This window comes from Serratia sp. JSRIV002 (genome assembly GCF_019968725.1).
In the GTDB taxonomy this organism is placed as follows: Bacteria; Pseudomonadota; Gammaproteobacteria; order Enterobacterales; family Enterobacteriaceae; genus Chania; species Chania fonticola_B.
In genome coordinates, this window is sequence record NZ_CP074143.1 from 5,248,274 (window position 1) to 5,270,204 (window position 21,931).

At 48.3% G+C, this 21,931-nt stretch carries 17 protein-coding genes; 15 read left to right on the top strand and 2 right to left on the bottom strand.

The genetic code is table 11. The features are described 5' to 3' along the window. Positions 1 to 130: 130 nt before the first annotated feature. The 9 genes from KGP26_RS24585 (at position 131) to KGP26_RS24625 (ending at position 10,071) form a co-directional block, all read left to right on the top strand. Positions 131 to 1,282, top strand: a complete 1,152-nt coding sequence (locus KGP26_RS24585; protein ID WP_223664693.1) for a fimbrial protein — start codon at positions 131 to 133, stop codon at positions 1,280 to 1,282. Positions 1,283 to 1,615: 333 nt separating this feature from the next. Continuing rightward, the gene (locus tag KGP26_RS24590) at positions 1,616 to 2,182 is read left to right on the top strand and encodes a helix-turn-helix transcriptional regulator (protein WP_223664694.1); all 567 of its coding nucleotides are present in this window, start codon (positions 1,616 to 1,618) and stop codon (positions 2,180 to 2,182) included. 178 nt (positions 2,183 to 2,360) lie between these two features. Continuing rightward, a complete protein-coding gene (locus KGP26_RS24595) occupies positions 2,361 to 3,455 on the top strand; it encodes a fimbrial protein (RefSeq protein ID WP_223664695.1) in 1,095 nt (364 codons plus the stop codon). A gap of 730 nt (positions 3,456 to 4,185) precedes the next feature. Beyond that, complete coding sequence (locus KGP26_RS24600; RefSeq protein ID WP_059201050.1) at positions 4,186 to 4,731, top strand: fimbrial protein; 546 nt, start codon at positions 4,186 to 4,188, stop codon at positions 4,729 to 4,731. A 162-nt stretch (positions 4,732 to 4,893) separates the two neighbouring features. Next, the gene (locus KGP26_RS24605) at positions 4,894 to 5,397 is read left to right on the top strand and encodes an NlpC/P60 family protein (protein WP_071682118.1); all 504 of its coding nucleotides are present in this window, start codon (positions 4,894 to 4,896) and stop codon (positions 5,395 to 5,397) included. 444 nt (positions 5,398 to 5,841) lie between these two features. After that, on the top strand, positions 5,842 to 6,078 hold the full coding sequence (locus KGP26_RS24610) for a hypothetical protein (protein ID WP_223664696.1): 237 nt from the start codon (positions 5,842 to 5,844) through the stop codon (positions 6,076 to 6,078). A 425-nt stretch (positions 6,079 to 6,503) separates the two neighbouring features. Continuing rightward, entirely contained in the window at positions 6,504 to 6,680 is a 177-nt protein-coding gene (locus KGP26_RS24615; RefSeq protein WP_223664697.1) for a hypothetical protein, read from the top strand. Positions 6,681 to 6,728: 48 nt separating this feature from the next. Continuing rightward, complete coding sequence (locus tag KGP26_RS24620; protein ID WP_223664698.1) at positions 6,729 to 7,430, top strand: fimbria/pilus periplasmic chaperone; 702 nt, start codon at positions 6,729 to 6,731, stop codon at positions 7,428 to 7,430. A gap of 118 nt (positions 7,431 to 7,548) precedes the next feature. Then, positions 7,549 to 10,071, top strand: a complete 2,523-nt coding sequence (locus KGP26_RS24625; RefSeq protein ID WP_371824925.1) for a fimbria/pilus outer membrane usher protein — start codon at positions 7,549 to 7,551, stop codon at positions 10,069 to 10,071. A gap of 478 nt (positions 10,072 to 10,549) precedes the next feature. Here the strand turns inward: KGP26_RS24625 and KGP26_RS24630 are convergent, their stop codons facing one another. Beyond that, complete coding sequence (locus KGP26_RS24630; RefSeq protein ID WP_223664699.1) at positions 10,550 to 11,890, bottom strand: amidohydrolase family protein; 1,341 nt, start codon at positions 11,888 to 11,890, stop codon at positions 10,550 to 10,552. Positions 11,891 to 13,331: 1,441 nt separating this feature from the next. On the opposite strand from KGP26_RS24630, the gene KGP26_RS24635 reads away from it, so the two are divergent. From KGP26_RS24635 to KGP26_RS24650, 4 genes are all read left to right on the top strand, one after another. Then, complete coding sequence (locus tag KGP26_RS24635) at positions 13,332 to 13,880, top strand: fimbrial protein (protein ID WP_223664700.1); 549 nt, start codon at positions 13,332 to 13,334, stop codon at positions 13,878 to 13,880. 193 nt (positions 13,881 to 14,073) lie between these two features. Next, positions 14,074 to 16,689 carry a fimbria/pilus outer membrane usher protein gene (locus KGP26_RS24640; protein WP_223664701.1) on the top strand — a complete coding sequence of 872 codons (2,616 nt, stop codon included), beginning with the start codon at positions 14,074 to 14,076 and terminating at the stop codon, positions 16,687 to 16,689. A 110-nt stretch (positions 16,690 to 16,799) separates the two neighbouring features. After that, the gene (locus KGP26_RS24645) at positions 16,800 to 17,357 is read left to right on the top strand and encodes a helix-turn-helix transcriptional regulator (protein WP_223664702.1); all 558 of its coding nucleotides are present in this window, start codon (positions 16,800 to 16,802) and stop codon (positions 17,355 to 17,357) included. Between the two features lie 495 nt (positions 17,358 to 17,852). Continuing rightward, complete coding sequence (locus tag KGP26_RS24650; RefSeq protein ID WP_059201867.1) at positions 17,853 to 18,398, top strand: fimbrial protein; 546 nt, start codon at positions 17,853 to 17,855, stop codon at positions 18,396 to 18,398. Positions 18,399 to 18,487: 89 nt separating this feature from the next. Here the strand turns inward: KGP26_RS24650 and tsaD are convergent, their stop codons facing one another. Continuing rightward, positions 18,488 to 19,501 carry a tRNA (adenosine(37)-N6)-threonylcarbamoyltransferase complex transferase subunit TsaD gene (gene tsaD / locus KGP26_RS24655; RefSeq protein ID WP_115159962.1) on the bottom strand — a complete coding sequence of 338 codons (1,014 nt, stop codon included), beginning with the start codon at positions 19,499 to 19,501 and terminating at the stop codon, positions 18,488 to 18,490. 324 nt (positions 19,502 to 19,825) lie between these two features. On the opposite strand from tsaD, the gene rpsU reads away from it, so the two are divergent. Further along, complete coding sequence (gene rpsU / locus KGP26_RS24660) at positions 19,826 to 20,041, top strand: 30S ribosomal protein S21 (protein WP_001144069.1); 216 nt, start codon at positions 19,826 to 19,828, stop codon at positions 20,039 to 20,041. A gap of 137 nt (positions 20,042 to 20,178) precedes the next feature. Next, positions 20,179 to 21,927 carry a DNA primase gene (dnaG, locus tag KGP26_RS24665; protein ID WP_021179484.1) on the top strand — a complete coding sequence of 583 codons (1,749 nt, stop codon included), beginning with the start codon at positions 20,179 to 20,181 and terminating at the stop codon, positions 21,925 to 21,927. Positions 21,928 to 21,931 lie beyond the last annotated feature (4 nt).

Here is a 21,931-nt window from a genome sequence, read left to right on the forward strand (position 1 = left end):
GATGCTAGTTAGATAACCAGGAGATGTAGAAGAAGCAGGAATAATAGTCGTTTCACTAAGTGCTAAACGAATTTTATTTATCAACTTCCTATCTCACTACCTAGGTTTTCTCAGCATAAGAGATAACTCAATGAAACGAAAAAACTTGAACATATTGAAGAGTCTTTTTTCAGTGTTATCTACACTGCCGATATGTGCTATTTTCATCAGTAGTGTTATTTTTAGTCAACATGCAGAGGCAGCAACGTGTTATCCAACTGAAGGTGTAGCTCCGTTTCAAGGCATCTTAACGCTTTCTGGCAATATTACCGTTGGCCCTGACACGCCTGTCGGCACCGTACTATATAGAGCTGACTACACCTTCCAGAATATAGGGTCGGTATTAACCTGTGATGCAGATGTAACATTGCAACAATATGCCCAATATAGCACTACGCCATTGCCAATCGTTCCTGTAGCGATCGGTGGTTTTAGCGGCACGGTATATGAGAGTGGATTGCCTGGGATCGGTGTCTTCATCACAGGAACAAATGGTTTCAATGAAAAATTGCCACGCATAGAAAGGACGGACTTTTTTGAGTCAGGAAAACCCATTGTAAATAGCGGGGCTTATCGTGTTTGGCTGGTCAAAACAGGACCTGTTACCCCGGGAGTTATTAATGCGGCAAATTTCCCGACAGTAGTCACAACGAAAGTCGCAGCAGGTGTTGCTGGACTCCCCCTTCCGCTTCAATATCTGCAGTTTAGTGGGAGCCTCAATGTCGTATCGACTACCTGTGTAACGCCTGATGTTAATGTAGACTTAGGTAGATTTTCTGCAATTGATTTTACGGGTGCCAACTCTGCAACACCGTGGGTGGACGCATCCGTAACATTAAACAGCTGTCCTATCTTCTATGGCACTTATAACATGAGTAACACCTCGTTAAGAAGGTCAGGAAATGGAGTGGTCACCACCAGCACAAGCACCTCTGATCCTAACGCGTTGACAATTGGGTTGACACCAATGAATCCAGTCATTGATCCTCTTCAAGGTATTATGGCAGTAAATTCATTGACAGCTGATCCCGCAGCACAAGGTATAGGTATTCAAATCGGGTACGGTAATTCTTCAGGAACACCAACCCCCTTTAACTTTAGTCAAGTTCAGACTGTGATAGCGCCCAAAGATGGAACAACAACCTTGAGGATCCCGTTAGCCGCTCGTTACATAAAAACCAATACACAGATGGTTGGCGGTCGGGCGGATGGTAAAATGACTTTTACTATCAATTATTATTAGAGCGTTATATGATTTCTGGTCTCGATTCTTTTGGCTATATCACCGTATACCTCGAACACCTTTGCCATGATTGAGGCCCAAGTACTATCGTATACCGGGGTGAATATTAATTCACACAACTAAATGCTACTGTAAGATTTATCATCACCTATTATTAAATAATCTGCTCCTCCGGTAAATCGCTGGGGTGAGCGGGTAGTAACAGATTTTTTCAACAATGTTAGCATCAAAAATAAAACACTCAACAATCAATTTACATCAGCTAATTCTGCTTATTTAAAGCAACAATATCTAAAAAGGGAATTCGCCTCTCATCGAGAAGGACCAATAGCTATGAACGTATACATTATCACCGAAAACAATTATTTTTTTATTGGTTTAAAGCATACGCTAAAAAACGATAAGAACTCAGTTGAAAAACTGTCATCCTATGAATTAGAAATTTCCCCTGATAATAAATTCAAACAAGGTGATATTTTTATCTTTCACACTTCAAATTACAGTTTGAAACTTTCCTTTCTAATCTCCACAGGGCATTTCCCTGGGAAGTTATTCTTTATCCCTACCAATGGGAAAGTTAGGTTCAAGGAGGCATTTAGCAGATATTCATTCTTAGATGCCAAATCAGATTTAATGACTGTTGTTTCTAAAGTATTTGACACTCAGCAAAAAAGTATTGAGCAAACGAAAATTTTTAGGGATGAGCTTACTGAAAGGGAAAAAAACATATTACATAAAACCATCAATGGCATGAATGCACAAACCATCAGCCGACTTCTTTGTATTTCGGTAAAAACTGTCTATACTCATCGACGGAATGCCCTGCATAAGCTAGGCGGTAGGAATTTATTTGAAATCTGGCCATTCAAAGAGAAAATCCTACAAACGATAGCAGCTTAAAACCAAAGCCACCTGTAAAAATTAAGAATGGTGTGTTCATGCTAAAAAATATAAGCTTATAGAACAACCCATACATTATCAGCTATAATTAATAAGAAAGTTCATACCACGGCGAATCTAAAAACGTTGTAGATGTAAGCCCCTATTTGTACTACTAATGAATTTATGAGAGAAAATTATGAAAATATTTAGGTATTTAATGATTGCATTCGGAGCACTGGTATTTTTTACTCAAAATGCCCATGCTCTGACCAGTTGCCAACTGCCGGCGGGCTTGCCGAAGGTATATAACGTTCCATTGGCCCCCTTAAACATCACCGTTGGTCCAGACATGCCTGTGGGTACAGTCGTGTATAGACTTAATTTCAATCATCCACAGATAAATGGATTTCTTTGCCCTCCTGGTGAACAATTTAATCTTCCGCAGCGTCTTGACTACATAAGTCTCCCCATGCCATTATCCAGTTGGAATGGTACGCCATTCCCTGGGAAAGTTTACAATACATCCGTACCAGGAATTGGGGTTGTTGCCTGGAGCGATATAAATAATCAGGCACTGCCTACCATTGCCTATACAACATCCAATGTAAACTCATTTTACGTAAGTATTAATGTTGTGCTTTCCTTTATTAAAATTGGTCCAGTTACCCCTGGTGTAATAACCGCATCATCGTTGCCCAGCATCTTCCTTGAGTTTGCTCCAGATCCAACATTAACCGGAATGCCACAACGAATTTACAATTTGAGTTATTCTGGCTCAATTAATGTTGTCTCACAGACTTGTACCACTCCCGATGTCAACGTTCCTTTAGGCTCTTATGAGACAAGCACGTTTACATCCAAAGGCACAGTGACTGCCTGGAGGGATGCTTCTATCGAATTAAAAGACTGCCCACGTTTTTATGGTTATTATAACAATACTTCTTATAATACCTCTGTTGGTGCTGGATCAACAACAGCTGGAACCGCAGTACCCAACCTTTTGACCGCTAAAATAACGCCTCAAAATACAGTCTGGGATACTGCAAAGGGCATAATGAATGTGACGAGTTCGACATCATCTGCTACTGGTGTTGGAATACAATTAGGATGGGGTGATAGCTCTGGTTCCCCACAGCCGCTTAACTTCAATCAAAATTTCAACTTCAATCCAGGCAATAACGCTCTTAAATCATTTAAAATACCCCTATCAGCAAGATATTACCAAACGGGAGATACCGTTACTCCGGGGCGTGCTGACGGTAAAGTGACATTTACAATAAGCTATTACTAAAGGCTCTTCTAACCGCACTCCTTACAGTTATCAAAAATTGATAGATGATAATTTCTACGTAAGTAACTAATGTTAAGCTACTCATTAGTTACTTACTTAATCATCTGTTATTTAATGGAAATAGCTAATTCATCCTGAATAAATCATCATTCCGATAAATGCGGCAACAACATACTGAAAATCATCATTACTATAATCTTTACTTTCAATAAGTTACTTATAAAAGATATCAATCCTCCGTTCTCAAAAAGCCAAAAAATCTCATGATATTTATTTTTATTAATAATATCAATGAATTATGTAACAATCTTATGTTATGGACACCATCCCATCATAATATTGAATATCACCGCATTACACACATAAGAAATACTCGCATCCAATTGATAAACAATAATATTTTTCCATTTGATATTTTTTAATAACACTTCACTAAGAATATTCTCTTTTACACGATAGTATTTATCCCAACAGCAAAACAGGACAAGAACAGTACAGGATGTTTATCAGGGTGAACAATAGCTCTCTGATAGCCCCATAAGGAAATGACGTAAATGTAGCATGCTGAGTTTTACTTTAAGCTCAATGCCTACGTCGACGTCGATGACTATAGGGACCTGTCCAGCGCTGTTTAGCGGGCGATGTAACTTTCAATATCGTACCCGCTCTTGAATATATCCCGCTCTGGGAATACGGAAGTTTTTAACTTATTACATACAGGTAAATGAATATGAAAAAATTAACTATCGTTGCATCTCTGGTCGCCGCTTTCGGTTCCGTCGGTATGGCGCAAGCTGCCTCTAGCGGTACCATCACCTTTAACGGCGAACTGACCGCCAACACCTGTGACGTCGTTGTGGACGGCCAGACGGCGGATGCTACCGTGGTATTACCAACAGTGGGTGTCAATCAACTGAATAGCGCCACCAAAACTGCTGGGGACACGGGCTTTGTGATGGCGCTGAACAACTGTTCCGGCACGCTGCAGACGGCCTCGGCCTTCTTTGAAGCAGGCGCGTCAGTAGATTCCCTGACCGGGCGTCTGAAGAACCTGACTGGCTCGGCGTCCAACGTCAGCCTGCAACTGCTCGACGGTTCAAGCACGTCACAGGCCATCATCCAGGCCGGTAACGCCAACCAGGTGATGAACACCACCTACAAAGATGTGTCTGGCGGCAGCACCACTCTGCCATACATCGTACGCTACTATGCTGAAGCACCGACCACTGCAGGTACCGTGATCAGCAACGTGGTCTACTCCATTCAGTACCAGTAATAACGCAACAGGGAGGGGGTATGCTCCTCCCTGTCTGAGTATTTAGGCATCAGTTAACAGCTTCATCCGTTATTAAATACCTAGGCTTAAAATTAACATCATAAGGAACGACTAACTATCCCAATCAAGGACAGCCACTTCATTTCTATTTCAGACATCACCATGCTCAAGATTTTTATTCTATTGATTCTGGTTTTAACCTCCTTACTGACCTTTTCTACTAACGCAGAACCCTACCAGGAGAACAGCCATACTGCCAGTACCCCAGCTAATGCGCATAACGATAAGCAGAAACTCAATAAAATCCTGACGCATTACGATCGATGGGAAGGGGTCAGTTACAAATTTGGTGGAAACAACCGTCAGGGGATAGATTGCTCTGCCTATATGCAGCGCGTGTTCGCTGACGAATTCGCCTTAAGCTTGCCAAGAAGCTCCCATGAACAGGCCAAATTGGGCTCGCGGATTGGTAAGCATGATTTGGATACTGGCGATCTGGTGTTTTTTAAAACGTCACCGCAGGAGCGCCACGTGGGCGTTTATATAGGGGAGGGAAAGTTTATTCATGCCTCAAGCAGCGCTGGCGTCACCGTCTCAACGCTGGATAATCAATACTGGAAAACACGCTATGAGCAGGCACGGCGTATAAAACTGGAAAATGCATAAGCTGGTTCCGAAAGGGTCCTTATACATATAGAATAATATTAATATCTATCAATTAGATACGAGAATTTCTTATATGTGCAAATCGATGATATTCAATGTTATGATGAGGCGGTTTTTTATAACACAAAGTAATTATATAACTTATTGATATGAATATAAAAAACATTTAGCAATACAAAAATAGAAAAATTAAATTCTCATCGAAAAAATCACGTACAAAAACCAACGACAGAATCGCATAACAACATGAAAAATAAGAAATATCATGATCATTATTAAAACCAGCCTTGAAACTTTAGATGTTGCTACAACACAAAACTCTTCATTCAGTTGCAGACTATAGAGGGCTCAAGCACTCGATAAAATGGTGCAATAGCAGTATGTTTTCAATTAATCACAAAAGTGCTATCTTCAAAGCCCGTAACCACAGACAAGGAAAAAAACATGTCTGAAAGAGATATAAATGACCTCCGTAATCGAATTGCCATCCAAGATAAAGTGATAGAGCACTTAGTCATACGTTCGGAACTGTCGCTTCACCTACTATCTGCAGTGCTACCAACAAGTGGGCTAACGAGCGAGTCTGCAAAACAAAAGATAGAGCAGTTCAAATGTTTATCATCTGCGGTAAGTATAGAGACACTGGAAATTGAGAAACGCAAATTACTCAATGCCATATAAAGACAATAGAATTTCATTCTGCTTTTTTATAGATAGTTTTATTTTTAACTACTAAATATAAACTCATTAGTGACATGCTAATGAAGAGATAATATACTCTATAAACTCATAACCCCGAGACACCTAACTTCCTCGGGGTATTTTTTTGGGTGTTTATCTCTATTTACTCACAGCCACCACAGTATCTACTCATGATTTTTAACGTAGTTTTATAAATCACTTACTGCTTATCGTGATAGTACGTTCTCATTTTTTTACTGTCGCAAAGTTCGAACCACTGATAGTCTTTGTTGATACTTTTACCATTAGTGATCACGATTAGGATGACACTTCAGCCACACCCTAGAAATACCAGGCATCCTGCAATTGAGCTATCCAGAACAAGCTGACCGGAGGTACAACCAAAGTCGGCCTGCAGTTGCTCGATGCGTCCAACTTCCTCTCGTATGGTCATTCAGGCCGGTAACCAGAACCAGGTTACCAACACTGCTTACGTTGACATTTCCAGCGGCAGCGCCAACCTGCATTATGCGGTTCCTTACTATGCTGAAGGAGCAACCACTCCGGGCACCGTTGTCAGAAATGTAGTCTATTCTATTTAATACCAGTAATGCTTCCCCCTCCCTTTCTCAGGCGAGTCAGGAGTTTTTATGAAACTTTTTTCTCAGAATATATGCCAGATTGTTACCCTTACCGCTGCTGCCTTATTTAGTGCCCACTCGCTGGCCAGTGTCGTCGTGAGCGGCACGCGTGTTATTTACCCCTCTGATGCTAAAGAAGTCAGCGTTAAAATCAGCAATGTGGGCCCCTCGCCGGTACTGCTGCAAAGCTGGATCGATAACGGTGATGCCAATGCCAAACCCGCCGCAATCAAAGTGCCGTTTGTGCTGACCCCACCAATGAACCGTGTCGAACCCGGTAAAGGCCAGACATTACGTATCAGTTATACCGGTGGCACATTGCCGATGGATAAAGAATCGGTATTCTGGTTGAACGTGCTGGAAGTCCCGGCCAAGAGCCAGGCAGCAACCGGTGAGAACAAACTGCAGATGGCTTTTCGTACCCGCATCAAGCTGTTCTATCGACCAAAAGGCCTGGAAGGCAACGCCAACGACGCAGCTAAAGCCGTCACCTGGAGCACCCAAGGTGGGAAAGTACAGGCCAACAACCCCACCCCGTATTATGTTTCTTTCGTGAACCTGTCGGTCAACGGCAAGAAACTCGATAACGCCATGGTACCACCGCGTTCAAACCTGGCACTGAATTTACCGGGTAATGCTGGCAGTAAGATCAGCACCAGCTTTGTTAATGACTACGGCGCGGTAATCCCCATAGACGCTGTCATTAGATAGCCCATCTTTAGCTATTCACAACATATGTGGTGACTTCGGTATCAAGCTCTGAGGGGGCAAGGTGTCAAAATTTTTGCGGCATATTATCTGGGATCGCTTCGCCCTTGTGGGAATAACGGTGCTCTCAATTGCTCTGGTGGACAGTGCTCAGGCGGCCCCCCCCTCTGCGTCACAAGCGCCCCAGAAAAATCTCGAGTTCGATTCATCCTTTCTGAATGTGGATGATGAAACGTCGGTCGACCTCAGCCGCTTTGCCGAGGGCGCCTCTGCTCTGCCGGGCATCTACAAAATCGCACTGTACGTCAATGAACAACTGATCAGTAACACCGATATTGAATTCAAGCCACGGGCCGACAAGTCGGTCTACCCCTGTCTGACCAGCGACATTATTAAAAATATCGCTTTCAACTACGAGAAGCTGCCGCCAGACTTTTTGAGCGGACCAGTTGGCAGTGGCATGTGCCTGGATCTACAGCAAAAGCTGCCAGAGGCACAGGTCAATTTCGACAGCAATGAACAACGCCTGGATATCATTATTCCCCAGATTTACATGCTGAATGTCGCCCGCGGCACCGTCAGTCCGGAACTCTGGGACAGCGGAGTACCCGCCTTCCTGCTTGGTTATAACGTCAATGGCTATACCAGCGAGTCACACGGCGAAACCTTTAGTTCGCTGTTTGCTGGCGTCAACACCGGGCTGAATCTGGGAGCCTGGTATCTACGTCACAACGGCTCTTATAACCAGATGAGCAACGGACCAAGCCAATACACCAGTATCAATTCCTATCTGCAGCGTGATATCCCGCAGTTGAAGGGCCGAATGCTGCTAGGTGAGTCGAACACCACCGGCCAGTTGTTTGATACCTTGCCTTTTACCGGCGTGCAACTGGCTACCGACGAGCGGATGTTACCGGAATCTCAGCGCGGTTATGCTCCGGAAATTCGAGGGATTGCACGCACCAACGCACGAGTCACGGTAACCCAAAATGGTCAGGTCTTGTATGAAACGACCGTCACACCTGGTGAATTCCTGATCAATGACCTGTACCCAACCGGCTATGGTGGCGATCTTGTCGTCACCGTACGTGAGTCTGACGGTACCGAACAAACTTTTAGCGTCCCCTATGCCTCGGTGGCCCAATTGCTCCGACCTGGATCGTCACGGTACGCGATCACCGCTGGTGAGTTACGTGCGGAAAACCTGCGTGAGAAGCCCGCGCTGTTCCAGACCACCTATCAATATGGCCTCAACAACGCCATCACCGGTTATGGCGGCATTCAGGCCAGCCAGGATTATTACGCCTTTCAGATCGGAGCCGCTTTTGGTCTGCCGATAGGGGCTCTGGCCTTTGACGTTACCCAGGCCCGGACGCAGTTGGACGACAGTACCGATATGAATGGAGTGCATCGTTCAAACGGCTCCCAGAGCGGGCAAAGATATCAACTCACTTACAGCAAGCTGATTAGTGAGACCAACAGCAACCTTTCCGTCGTGCTGCATCACTCCTCTTCTCAAGGCTACATGGACTTTTTGACGGCCATGCAGACACGAAATGCCGTAGAGCAAGGGTACGATCCGGATACGATATATCGTATTAAAGATCGCCTGACCCTGACTGCCGGGCAGGGCCTGCCGGATAACTGGGGACAGCTGTATGTCAGTGGGTCGATGCAAAACTACTGGAACCAGGATGGCAGTGATATGCAGTACCAAGTGGGGTACAACAATCGATACAAAAGTCTCTCCTATGGCATCAGCGCCAACCGAAGCCATTCCAGCCTGGGCACAATGCAAACCAACTTTCTGCTGAGTTTCAGCCTGCCTCTGGGACGGGATGACCAGACCCACACACCTCAGTTGCGCATGGACCTGTCTCACGATAGCAGTGGCCGCAATGGCCAGCAGGCGACCGTTTCAGGTAGCGTCGGGGAAGAAAACCAGTTCAGCTATGGGATAAACGCCATGAATGCCAATCAGGGGATGGGCACCAGCGGCTCCGTAAGTGGCAACTATCGGAGCCCAGTCTCAGCATTGAGTGGAACCTACAGCACGGGGCGAGGTTATCAGAGTGGCTCGGCCGGCATAACTGGTACGATGATCGGCCATGCCGGGGGGGTGACCTTCACGCCATACACCTCGGATACTTTTGCTTTGGTTGAAGCCAAAGGTGCTGAAGGGGCTAGCGTGTCATCTTATCCGGGGGTGAACATCAACTCTCGCGGTTATGCATTGGTTCCTTACCTGAACCCGTACCAGATGAACGACATAAGCATTGACCCGACAGGCACTTCGTCCGATATCGAGCTGGACAATACCAGTCAGAAAGTGGCCCCGTATTCCGGTGCAGTGGTAAAACTACAATACGCTACCAAACGGGGTACACCGATCCTGATTAATGCCACCTATCAAGAGGGGCCGGTTCCCTTTGGGGCCGATGTTTTTGACAGTAACGGCAACAACGTAGGATCTGTCGGTCAGGGCGGGCAAGTCTATGCCCGTGTTGCGGAAGACCAAGGGCTACTCACGGTCAAATGGGGTGAGAACAACAACATGCAATGCATCATCGGATATATGCTAATGCCTGAGGCAAGAGACGGTACTATGATGTCCATTCAGGTCTTCGACTCGGAATGTCAATGAGGAGCAACCTCCAACTCTGGTGCCATTGGCGTTATCGGGTAATACAAAGGTTGATTGCCCGATAACGTTTCAACGCTCAGACAAGGAGGCAATTCACTTCCCAAAGCCTTTTATTGATATTGAATAGCACACTGCGTATGGCAGGTTGGTGCCGATGGTAGGCAGCACCACGGTGGCGTCTGCAGCCTGACTATCAACAACGACGTCACATTTATTAGATAAAAAACCGCCTCCTTTACCCTTGTGAGTAGAGCAAGGTTAACACATAATAAAACCATGCAATGCATTGATTAAATTCAATATAAATAATTTATAACTGTACTGCAAGACACTTATCGCGGAAGGTGAAGCCAAATTACCTCACCTGAGCGTCTCAGAATCATAATAAATGACTCTGAGACGTCTATTTAGATTTTATAATTTTAGGTTCTTACGGCGTATTTTCTCGAGTAGGCGCCAAACCTCGCTATAAGAGAGTTTACTTCGCAGCCAGTTGGTTTTTTACTATCTGGCCGTCTTTCATAATAACAGTCAGGTTTTTGCCAGGATCGGCTAGCAGGCCGATATCAGCGATCGGATCGCCGTTGACCAGTAATAAGTCAGCTAAGGCCCCGACTTCGACAACACCCAGCTTTCCTGGATAGGGATTGCGTCGATCTGATAGCGCCAACAACTTTGCATTATCAGCTGTCGCCATTTTGAGAACTTCGGCTGGGGTGTACCAACGCGTCATAGTAGAAAGCTGTGAGCCTTGTCGGGCTGCCAAATTAGCATCAAATAAAATGTCCGTGCCAAATGCGACTTTCACACCATATTTTTTTGCCAACCGATAAGCATTATCCGTTCCGGCAAAAACTTGCGCTGCTCTGGCTTGCCCAGCGGCATCGGGCAGTTGATTGGCGTTTTCATCAGCCAAAAATGGTTGCAGACTCCACCATGTTCCCGTATCTGCCATCAATTTTGCCGTTGCATCATCGGCCAGTTGACCATGTTCAATCACTTTTGCACCGGCCTGAATGGCATTACGAATGGCTTCCGGGGTATATGCATGGACTGTCACATAGGTCCCCCAATTCGCAGCGGCCTCGACTGCGGCGTGAATTTCATCGACGCTAAGTTGTACCGTATCTATCGGGCCATAGGGAGAAGAGACGCCACCGCCCCCGGTCAGCTTGATCTGGCTGGCTCCTTGCAATAATTGTTCTCTGGTGCGCTTGCGAACCTCATCGGGCGAATCCGCTATCGCAGAGATACCCACTCGCTCTGGATAGCTCAATTGATCAGGGGTAGAGGGGATCTCGGAAAGCATACGAAAATCACCATGGCCACCCGTTTGCGAAATCATTGCCCCTGATGGCCAGATGCGTGGCCCTTTGATGACGCCATTATCAATAGCGAGTTTTAAGCCAAATGCCGGCCCCCCCAAATCACGAACGCTGGTAAAGCCACGCAGCAGTGTTGACTCTGCCTCAGCACCAGCCAGTAACGTAATAAAAGTTAACGGGGCCATGGATGCCTGAGCCATGGTAGGTCGAACCATAAAGGTGTGCCAGTGAGCATCGATAAGGCCAGGCATCAGTGTTTGGCCATTGCCAGCGATATGCAGCGCATCGGCGGTTAAACTAATCGGTTGGGAAGAGATTTGCGTAATTTTATTGCCTTCAACGGCCACATTCATCTTGGCAGTCAAGGTGCTGCCGTCAAAGATCCGTACATCCTCGAAGATAGTCATTGACGATTGAGCAATGGATGGTGCAGGCAGGAGCTGAAGGCTGGTTATACATGCAGCCAGGAAAGTTCTGTTGATTACATTTGACATTGGTATAGCCCTCTCGTATCCCTTAAGCAGGTAGTGTTTATTATTTATAATCGATAGCGTGCCGTCCCATTAATATCCAAAAGCGCATGGAAAGACTTCAACCTCAATAGAGTGTAGAACGTTTTTATAGGGTTGCCATGAAAAAATACCATTAAAATACAATGCGTTGTTTTTTCAGTAAAGATCACGGGTTAACGTATATAATTCGAAAATATTCAATCTATACATAGGCAAGCTAAAATAATAAAAAGACTAACGGCACATACGGTGTTGATGGTGAAAATGATCCACTTACACTCTAAGTTATCCTGCCGTATTAATCCAAGGCATATGGCAACAGTGAATAGCACAACGATAAAAAATCCATATAAGGATGAAATCCCCAACAATAGAATATCCATATCCCCCCCAAGAAAGGAACGAAGATAAAATCAAGCTGACATATTCAGTTTAGTGTTTGCCAATAGCAGAATTAAGAGTAGCAGAATCACAGCATCTTATAAGACTTTGTTCTCCTAAATAAAAGCATCTCCTATCGCAACCGCTTGGTACTCATGAAAAAAAATAACAAACAGAAAAAAATTTTTAAGACTATTATTAGTATTAACCTCGAAAAATGCTGGATTTATGATACATATAGTGTATGGCTAGCGTCTAAAATGTGCTACAAAAAACACTAATGACGGCCACCGAGACCCGGCGCAGCCTCTGCAAGATCACTAACACTCTTTGTTCATCTTCCCCCTTCCGACTAGAAAAGACATTATTTCCGGCTATAATGTAGTAGGTATACACTTTTACCCTTTCCACGATATAGCACTGTCAGCTTATTGAACGCATCCAGTCCTCTCATCCCCCCCTACTTACCAATGAAATCTTTCTTAAATTTACAATCTATTAATTACAAACAGTTAAATCATTATAGCGATGCTCACCGACGTCAACACCCCACCCATAGCATTTCTCACCATCAAAATATCACCTTAAAAATCATACCATTATAATATTTTCTTAGGTATTTATGGTTGATCCTGTTAGAACGTTAAAGGACCTGGTTTTTACGTCATAAGATAATCACATAACCCCATGACTTACAAAGGTAAAAAAACAGAGCAACACAACTTAATATTACTTTATTCGGAATTTTCCCTACCAAGCCTTACTATTTCCTCAGCAGCAAGACAGCACGTCAGACAGAGAAATTGATGCGTGACTGGTGAAGAAACAAAGGCATCGTTAAAAATACTCAGCAAGGAGTAACGTTCATTATTCGGAGTGAGTTACTTAATCACATCGGTTAATTGACGACTGCAGTTATCGCCAAACGTTTCCCACGCTGTTAACTGGGTGAAGGTCTATTTATATCGACCTACACATAATAATACTCCCCTTATTCGGGAGCTCAAAATCGTTAATTCAATATAAGGTAATAGGACATATTATGAAAAAATTAGCCATCGTTGCATCCTTGGTCGCCGCATTCGGTTCTGTTGGTATGGTACAAGCCGCCTCTACCGGTACCATCACCTTTAATGGTGAACTGACCGCCACCACCTGTGACGTCGTTGTTGACGGCCAGGCTGCGGACGCCACCGTTACGCTGCCAACCGTCGGTACCAATCAACTGAATGCCGCCACCAAACGAGCGGGTGACACCGGGTTCGTCATGGCGCTGAACAACTGTGCCGGCACACTGCAAACCGCAGCGGCTTACTTCGAAGCAGGTTCTTCCGTTGATTTGACCACTGGCCGTCTGAAAAACCTGAACGGTACTGGCGCAACCAACGTTAGCCTGGAGCTGCTGGATGCCAACAATTCTTCACCAAGCGTGATCAATGTGGGTAACCAGATCCAGAAAACCACTGCGGGTTACAAGGATGTCTCAGGTGGCAGCGCCAACCTGTCTTACATCGTTCGCTACTATGCAGAAGCGCCAACCACTGCCGGTCTGGTTGATAGCAACGTTGTTTATTCTATCCAGTACCAGTAATGGCTTGTGGGAGGGGGTATCCCCCTCCCAAATCACCCGGCGTTGGGTGCACGGTCCACTGTGGAACCCATGTGAATGATCAGAGTGTCGAACTGACCCTTGATGCCATCGTGAAATAAGCATCCACAACGTCCCATCACATTAATGACCGTCTTCATCATTATTCAGGAAATCAGCTCTGAAGGAGTTCTTTATGCCTAAATCTTTGCAACATCGCCTTCATGGACGGCTTTCTCCCCTGACGCTGGCCATTTTATCGACCTTCTTTGCGGGTGGCACCTTTGCTGCCGACACGGCCGCGGCCGCACCGCAAGAAATCGCAAAGAATCTGGAATTCGATGCTTCTTTCCTGAATGTTGATGATGAGAAATCGGTCGACCTCAGCCGTTTTGCCAATGGCTCCTCGGCGCTGCCCGGCGTGTATAAAACCGCCCTGTATGTCAACGATCAGATGATCAGCAATGTCGATATCGAATTCAAGGCGCGGGCAGATAAAACCGTTTATCCCTGCCTGACCCCCGATATCATTAAAAATATCGCCTTCAACTACGACAAACTGCCGGCAGACTTTTTAAGCCAGCAGCAAGCGGGCGACCTGTGCCTGGATCTGCAGCATAAATTGCCGGAAGCCCAGGTGAACTTTGACAGTAATGAACAACGTCTGGATATCCTCATTCCCCAGGTCTATATGCTGAACACCGCACGCGGCACCGTCAGCCCGGAGCTGTGGGACAGCGGTATTGCTTCCGCACAGCTGGGCTACAACGTCAACGGCTACACCAGCGAATCCCACGGCGAGACGTTCAGCTCGCTGTTTGCCGGCGTCAACGCCGGGTTGAATCTGGGTGCCTGGTATCTGCGGCACAACGGCTCTTATACCCAGATGGATAATGGGCCAAGCCAGTACAGCAGCATCAATACCTATCTGCAGCGCGACATCCCGGCGCTCAAGGCCCGTGCTCTAGTGGGCCAGTCGAACACCACCGGGGATCTGTTCGATACGCTGCCGTTTAGCGGTGTGCAACTGTCCACCGACGAACGCATGCTGCCGGAGTCCCTGCGCGGTTACGCGCCGGATATTCGCGGTATCGCACGGACCAACGCCCGCGTCACCGTACGCCAGGGTAGCCAGGTGCTGTATGAAACCACGGTCACCCCGGGAGAGTTCCTGATCAACGACCTGTACCCGACCGGCTACGGCGGCGATCTGCTGGTCACCGTGCGCGAGTCCGACGGCACCGAACAGACCTTCACCGTGCCCTATTCCTCCGTCGCCCAGTTGCTGCGCCCAGGATCTTCACGCTATAGCATCACCGGGGGGGAGGTACGCAGCGATAACCTGCGCGAAAAACCGGCCCTGTATCAGGCCACTTACCAGCGCGGGCTAACCAACCGTATCACCGGCTACGGCGGCATGCAGCTCAACCAGGATTATTATGCACTGCAATTGGGCGCCGCGGTCGGCACCCCGATTGGTGCGGTGGCATTTGATGTCACCCAGGCCCACGCGCAATTGCCAAACGGCACCGACGGGGCGGATAGCAGCCTCAGCGGCCAAAGCTATCAGGTGAGCTACAGCAAACTGATCAGCGAGACCAACAGTAACCTGTCGCTGGCGGCCCATCGCTTTTCGACCGATGGCTACATGGACTTCATGACGGCGATGCAGACACGCGATGCGGTGGCACAAGGGTATTCTCCGGACTCCATCTGGCGCGCCAAGAACCGCCTGACACTGACGGCCGGACAAGGCTTGCCGGGTAACTGGGGGCAACTGTATGTCAGCGGCTCGTTGCAAAACTACTGGAACCGGGACGGCAGTGAGAAGCAGTACCAGATGGGCTACAACAACCGTTACAAGAGCCTCTCTTACGGCCTGAGCGCCAACCGCAGCTTGTCCAGCCTGGGGACTTCGCAGACCAACTACCTGCTGAGTTTCAGCGTGCCACTGGGCCGCAGCGATCAGACCCATACGCCACAACTGCGTATGGACCTGTTCCATGACAGCAGTGGCCGTTATGGCCAGCAGGCCACGGTGTCCGGCTCCGCCGGGGCGGAAAACCAGTTCAGCTACGGCGCAACGGCCATGAATGCCAACCAGGGCACGGGCTCCAGCGGCTCGTTGAGCGGCAACTATCGCAGTCCGGCAACGGCGTTGAGCGGCACCGTCGGTACCGGTAAGGGCTACCGCAGCGCCTCTGCCGGCATGAACGGCACGGTGATCGCCCATTCCGGTGGTGTGAGCTTCACCCCGTACACCGCGGACACCTTTGCCCTGGTCGAGGCCAAGGGGGCCGAAGGGGCCAGCGTCTCGTCCTATCCGGGGGTGAAGATTGACTCGCACGGCTATGCCGTGGTGCCGTACCTGAACCCGTACCAGATGAACGACATCAGCATCGACCCGAAGGGCACAGCATCCGATGTGGAGCTGGACAACACCAGCCAGAAGGTGGCGCCTTACTCCGGCGCGGTGGTGAAGGTGAAATACAACACCAAGCGGGGGATCCCGATCCTGATTAATGCCACCTACCAGGGCGATCCCGTGCCGTTTGGTGCCGACATCCTGGACAGCAAAGGCAACAACGTGGGCTCGGTGGGGCAAGGCGGGCAATTGTATGCGCGTGTCGCAGAAGACAAAGGTCAGTTGCGGGTGAAATGGGGTGAAGGCAGCACGATGCAGTGCACCGTCAGCTATATCCTGATGCCAGTGGTAAAAGGGCAAAAACAGGCGCAGATACAGCAATTTAACTCGGTGTGTCAGCCCTCTGCTGGGCAAGTTGACAAGACCCGTCGCGCTGTACCTGCATGACACCACAACATGGCGAGAGTGATAGAAGTGCCTCACTCTCGCCAGAAGGAAATGCAACGACACCTGCAAACCCGTCTGTAAACGAATAGTCATTATAAAAGGAGCTAATCATGGCGATATATATTGTCACGGAGAATAATTTTTTCTATTTAGGCGTTAAAGAAAAACTGCCCTTTAGCCCCAAGGACATAAGACAACTGTTACCGAACGTTTTGGAAAACAGCGACATGGATGATTTTGACAAAAATGATGTTTTTATTTTCCATACGTCTAATTTTGGTATGGCGTTTTCATTCCAGATATCAACAGGCAATTTCCCTGGAAAGGTCATTTTCATCCCAACCTCTCGCAAGGAAAAGTTCAAGCTGTCGTTCAATCAGTACGTGGCTCTGGACAGCTCTGCAACCATTGACGATATCGTTGCAAAAATAATCGGTAATGATAGCGATGCCCAAAAAGCGACTCAAGATCCGCTGACCAGACAGGAACACGTCGTCATGCGCCATACCATCAATGGCATGGACGTGCATAAAATCGGCCAGTGCCTGTCCATTTCAATCAAAACCGTTTACGCACACCGACGCAATGCATTGCACAAACTCGGCGGCAGAAATGTTTTTGAGATATGGCCCTTCAGCGGAAAATTTTTACGGGATGCCGTTGTTTGAACACAACGGCCTTGCTTGGGGTACAAACACGTATCCAACCTTGACCTGATACGCTGTTGGCATTTCAAACCAAAACCAATCAGGTAGAAACGCTAAATAATCAGATAATACAAACCTAAGATTTTAATGTAAGCAATTGATTTTTAATACCTATATGAGTGAACAACAAGACTTGATATTACTTCACTAAGAGTATTCTCTTTTCTTGGGTAGTATTTATCCCAACAGCAGGACAGCACGATAAACATCATCATTGATGCGTGACGGGTGAAGAAGCAAAGGCACGATTAAAGAAACTCAACAAGGAAGTTCGCTCAATATTCGGGGTGAGTTACTTAATCACATCGGTTAATTGACGACTGTAGTTATCGCCAAACGTTTCACACGCTGTTAATCAAGCGAAGGTCTATATATTTCGCACCTTATAGAGTGAGGACATTCCCCCTTTCCGGAATATCCGAATCGTTTATTCAATACAAGATAATAGGAAGTATTATGAAAAAGTTAGCCATCGTTGCATCCCTGGTCGCCGCATTCGGTTCTGTTGGTATGGCGCAAGCCGCCTCTACCGGTACCATCAACTTTAATGGTGAACTGACCGCCACTACCTGTGACGTCGTTGTTGATGGCCAGGCTGCAGACGCCACCGTGGTGCTGCCAACCATCGGCACCAACCTGCTGGATGCCGCCACCAAAACCGCTGGCGAAACCGGCTTTGTGATGGCACTCAACAACTGTTCCGGTACCCTGCAGACGGCCTCTGCCTTCTTTGAAGCCGGTGCATCTGTTGACCAGGTCACTGGCCGCCTGAAAAACCTGACCGGTGGCGCAACCAACGTCAGCCTGCAACTGCTCGATGCCTCCAGCACCTCCCGCTCGGTCATTCAGGCAGGCAACCAAAACCAGGTGACCAATACCGCTTACGTTGACATCTCAAGCGGCAGCGCCAACCTGCCATACGCAGTACGCTACTACGCAGAAGGTGCAACCACTCCGGGTACCGTGGTCAGCAACGTAGTCTATTCGATTCAATATCAGTAATACCTGCCGGGAGGGGCACAACCCCCTCCCAATCTCATATTGGGTTTGGCGTTTTTATAAACTTTCTCCCCACCATACCTGCCAGGCTTTTACACCGCAGGCAGCTCTGCCAGCGGCCAACGTGGGCGTACGGTAACGCCCAACTCCGGGTTACCTCCGTTTTTCATTCGAACCATCCCAGCATAAGCGATCATGGCCCCATTGTCGGTGCAGAATTCCGGGCGGGCATAGAACACTTCGCCACCGCGTTTTTTCATTAGCTCTGCCAGCTTGCTGCGCAACGTGCGGTTGGCACTGACGCCACCGGCCATCACCAGGCGTTTAAACCCGGTCTGCTCCAGCGCGCGTTTGCATTTGATCGCCAGCGTATCCACCACCGCATCTTCAAAAGCACGGGCAATATCGGCACGGGTTTGATCGTCGTTGCCGTTAGAGCGGATGGTATTGGCGGCAAAGGTCTTCAGGCCGGAGAAACTGAAATCCAGCCCTGGGCGATCGGTCATTGGGCGTGGGAAGGTAAAACGCCCTTCAGTGCCCTGCTGCGCCATTTTCGACAACATCGGCCCGCCGGGATAATCCAGCCCTAACAGCTTGGCCGTTTTGTCGAACGCTTCGCCAGCGGCGTCGTCAACCGACTCCCCCAGCAAAGTATATTCACCGATCCCGGTCACGCTGATCAGTTGGGTATGGCCGCCAGACACCAGCAGTGCCACAAACGGAAACTCCGGAGGGTTGTCTTCCAGCATCGGTGCCAGCAAGTGGCCTTCCATATGATGCACCGGCACCGCAGGCACGCCCCAGGCAAACGCCAATGCGCGGCCAATGGTTGCCCCTACCAACAAAGCGCCCACCAGACCCGGCCCGGCGGTATACGCCACGCCATCGATATCGGTAGGCTTCAGGTTCGCCTCTTTCAGTGCGGCCTGGATCAGCGGCACTGTCTTGCGCACGTGATCGCGGGAAGCCAGTTCTGGCACCACACCGCCGTAATCGGCATGCAGTTTCACCTGGCTGTAGAGTTGGTTGGCTAACAAACCGGCTTGATCGTCATACACTGCAATACCGGTTTCATCGCAGGACGTTTCTATACCCAATACGCGCATTACATTTCCCATCATTCACGTGCGGCCGCCAGTTTATCACAATCAACGCCATTTACCGCCAGCCTGCAGCACCCTGGCCGCGATGGTGCGCTATGTCGATGATTCACAAGGTTGCCCGCCGGGTGATTAAAAACGAGCAATTTTTTCTGATTAGTCTATAATCGGCGGCCGATGCATAATTGCGCGAGTTTGCCGGAACGCGGCGTGTTTCAATTTGCTATGGTGCTTTACAAAGCAGCATCCATTGAAGTAAAATTCCGCACCATTTTGAAAAGGCTGGCGCTTGGCCAGCAGCAAACCGAATTCTATTGAGGTGAGAGGCACATGCCGGTAATTAAAGTACGTGAAAACGAGCCATTTGACGTTGCACTGCGTCGTTTCAAGCGTTCCTGCGAAAAAGCGGGTGTTTTGGCTGAAGTTCGTCGTCGTGAGTTCTATGAAAAACCGACTACCGAACGTAAACGCGCTAAAGCTTCTGCAGTAAAACGCCACGCGAAGAAACTGGCTCGCGAAAACGCACGCCGCACTCGTCTGTATTAATCCTTCGGGGGTAACCCCACCGCGTGATTTTTTTCTTTTTCAAGAACACGCAGACCGAGTAGTTGCATACGAAGGCCGTGCTTTCCGAAAGGAATGCGCGGCTTGTTCTCGTTTATAGGCAATCGTAACAGGGGCTTATGGCTGGACGAATTCCGCGTGTATTTATCAATGACTTGCTGGCTCGCACCGACATCGTCGATCTGATCGACGCCCGGGTAAAGCTTAAAAAGCAGGGCAAAAACTATCACGCGTGCTGTCCGTTCCACCACGAAAAAACGCCTTCATTCACCGTTAATGGCGACAAACAGTTTTATCACTGTTTTGGTTGTGGAGCGCACGGTAACGCCGTCGACTTCCTGATGAATTACGACAGACTCGAGTTTGTCGAAACCATCGAGGAACTGGCCACCATGCACGGGCTGGAAGTGCCTTACGAGGCAGGCACCGGACCGACGCCAATCGAACGCCATCAGCGTCAAAGCCTATATCAACTGATGGAACAGCTCAGCGCGTTCTATCAACAGTCACTGCATCAATCCAACGGGACGCAGGCGCGCAACTACCTGCAACAGCGCGGATTGAGTGACGACGTTATCCGCCATTTCGCCATCGGCTTTGCACCTGCCGGTTGGGATAATGCGTTAAAACGTTTCGGGCGTGATACCGACAGCCGGGCAGCACTGAACGATGCCGGAATGTTGGTGACTAACGATCAAGGGCGCACTTACGATCGCTTCCGCGAGCGTGTGATGTTCCCCATCCGCGACAAACGCGGGCGGGTAATCGCTTTTGGTGGACGCGTACTGGGCGACGGTATGCCCAAGTACCTGAACTCGCCGGAAACCGAAGTATTCCACAAGGGCCGTCAGTTGTACGGCCTGTATGAAGCACAGCAGAGCCACGCCAACCCGCAACGTTTGCTGGTGGTCGAAGGCTATATGGACGTGGTGGCGTTAGCGCAATATGGCATTGATTATGCCGTTGCCTCACTCGGAACCTCGACAACGGCTGAACATATTCAGCTGCTGTTCCGCGCTACCGATAACGTTGTCTGCTGTTACGACGGCGACAGGGCTGGCCGTGAAGCCGCCTGGCGCGCGTTAGAAACCGCACTGCCCTATCTGAACGACGGGCGCCAGTTACGGTTTATGTTTTTGCCAGACGGTGAAGACCCGGACACCCTGGTCCGTAAAGAAGGCAAAGACGCCTTCGAACAGCGAATGGAGCTGGCGCAGCCGCTTTCCACTTTCCTGTTCGAAACGTTGATGCCACAGGTCGACCTGAGCAGCCCGGATGGCCGTGCCAAACTGAGTACCTTGGCGCTACCGCTGATCACTCAGGTGCCGGGCGAGACATTACGTCTCTACCTGCGCCAACAGCTAGGCAGCAAACTGGGCCTGCTGGACGATAGCCAGCTCGACAAGCTGATGCCCAAACAGGCGGAAAATGCGAATACTTATCAGGCGCCCCAGCTAAAACGCACAACCATGCGTATACTGATAGGATTACTGGTGCAAAATCCGCGTTTGGCTACACTTATCCCTTCCCTGGAAGGGCTCGAGCAAACTAAACAGGCGGGTTTACCGCTATTTGTTGAACTGGTGCAGACCTGTTTAGCGCAGCCGGGCCTGACTACCGGCCAGTTGTTGGAGCTGTACCGAGATAACAAATTGAGCCAGCAGCTTGAAACCTTGGCGACATGGAACCATATGATCGTTGAGGAACAAGTTGAGCAACACTTTTTAGATACTCTGACGAATCTCTATGACTCGGTGCTGGAAAAACGTCAGGAAGATTTGATCGCACGTGACAGAACGCATGGCCTGAATGCAGACGAACGCAAGGAACTCTGGTCATTACAACTGGCATTGGCGAAGAAAGACTGAATAC

Excerpts from the sequence above, each read along its gene's own strand:
- KGP26_RS24590 (WP_223664694.1), top strand. The coding sequence starts at position 1,616 with ATGAACGTATACATTATCACCGAAAACAATTATTTTTTTATTGGTTTA.
- KGP26_RS24635 (WP_223664700.1), top strand. The coding sequence starts at position 13,332 with ATGAAAAAATTAGCCATCGTTGCATCCTTGGTCGCCGCATTCGGTTCT.
- KGP26_RS24630 (WP_223664699.1), bottom strand. The coding sequence starts at position 11,890 with ATGTCAAATGTAATCAACAGAACTTTCCTGGCTGCATGTATAACCAGC.
- KGP26_RS24620 (WP_223664698.1), top strand. The coding sequence starts at position 6,729 with ATGAAACTTTTTTCTCAGAATATATGCCAGATTGTTACCCTTACCGCT.
- KGP26_RS24595 (WP_223664695.1), top strand. The coding sequence starts at position 2,361 with ATGAAAATATTTAGGTATTTAATGATTGCATTCGGAGCACTGGTATTT.
- KGP26_RS24615 (WP_223664697.1), top strand. The coding sequence starts at position 6,504 with ATGCGTCCAACTTCCTCTCGTATGGTCATTCAGGCCGGTAACCAGAAC.
- KGP26_RS24650 (WP_059201867.1), top strand. The coding sequence starts at position 17,853 with ATGAAAAAGTTAGCCATCGTTGCATCCCTGGTCGCCGCATTCGGTTCT.
- KGP26_RS24600 (WP_059201050.1), top strand. The coding sequence starts at position 4,186 with ATGAAAAAATTAACTATCGTTGCATCTCTGGTCGCCGCTTTCGGTTCC.
- KGP26_RS24640 (WP_223664701.1), top strand. The coding sequence starts at position 14,074 with ATGCCTAAATCTTTGCAACATCGCCTTCATGGACGGCTTTCTCCCCTG.
- KGP26_RS24610 (WP_223664696.1), top strand. The coding sequence starts at position 5,842 with ATGTCTGAAAGAGATATAAATGACCTCCGTAATCGAATTGCCATCCAA.
- tsaD (WP_115159962.1), bottom strand. The coding sequence starts at position 19,501 with ATGCGCGTATTGGGTATAGAAACGTCCTGCGATGAAACCGGTATTGCA.
- rpsU (WP_001144069.1), top strand. The coding sequence starts at position 19,826 with ATGCCGGTAATTAAAGTACGTGAAAACGAGCCATTTGACGTTGCACTG.
- dnaG (WP_021179484.1), top strand. The coding sequence starts at position 20,179 with ATGGCTGGACGAATTCCGCGTGTATTTATCAATGACTTGCTGGCTCGC.
- KGP26_RS24645 (WP_223664702.1), top strand. The coding sequence starts at position 16,800 with ATGGCGATATATATTGTCACGGAGAATAATTTTTTCTATTTAGGCGTT.
- KGP26_RS24585 (WP_223664693.1), top strand. The coding sequence starts at position 131 with ATGAAACGAAAAAACTTGAACATATTGAAGAGTCTTTTTTCAGTGTTA.
- KGP26_RS24605 (WP_071682118.1), top strand. The coding sequence starts at position 4,894 with ATGCTCAAGATTTTTATTCTATTGATTCTGGTTTTAACCTCCTTACTG.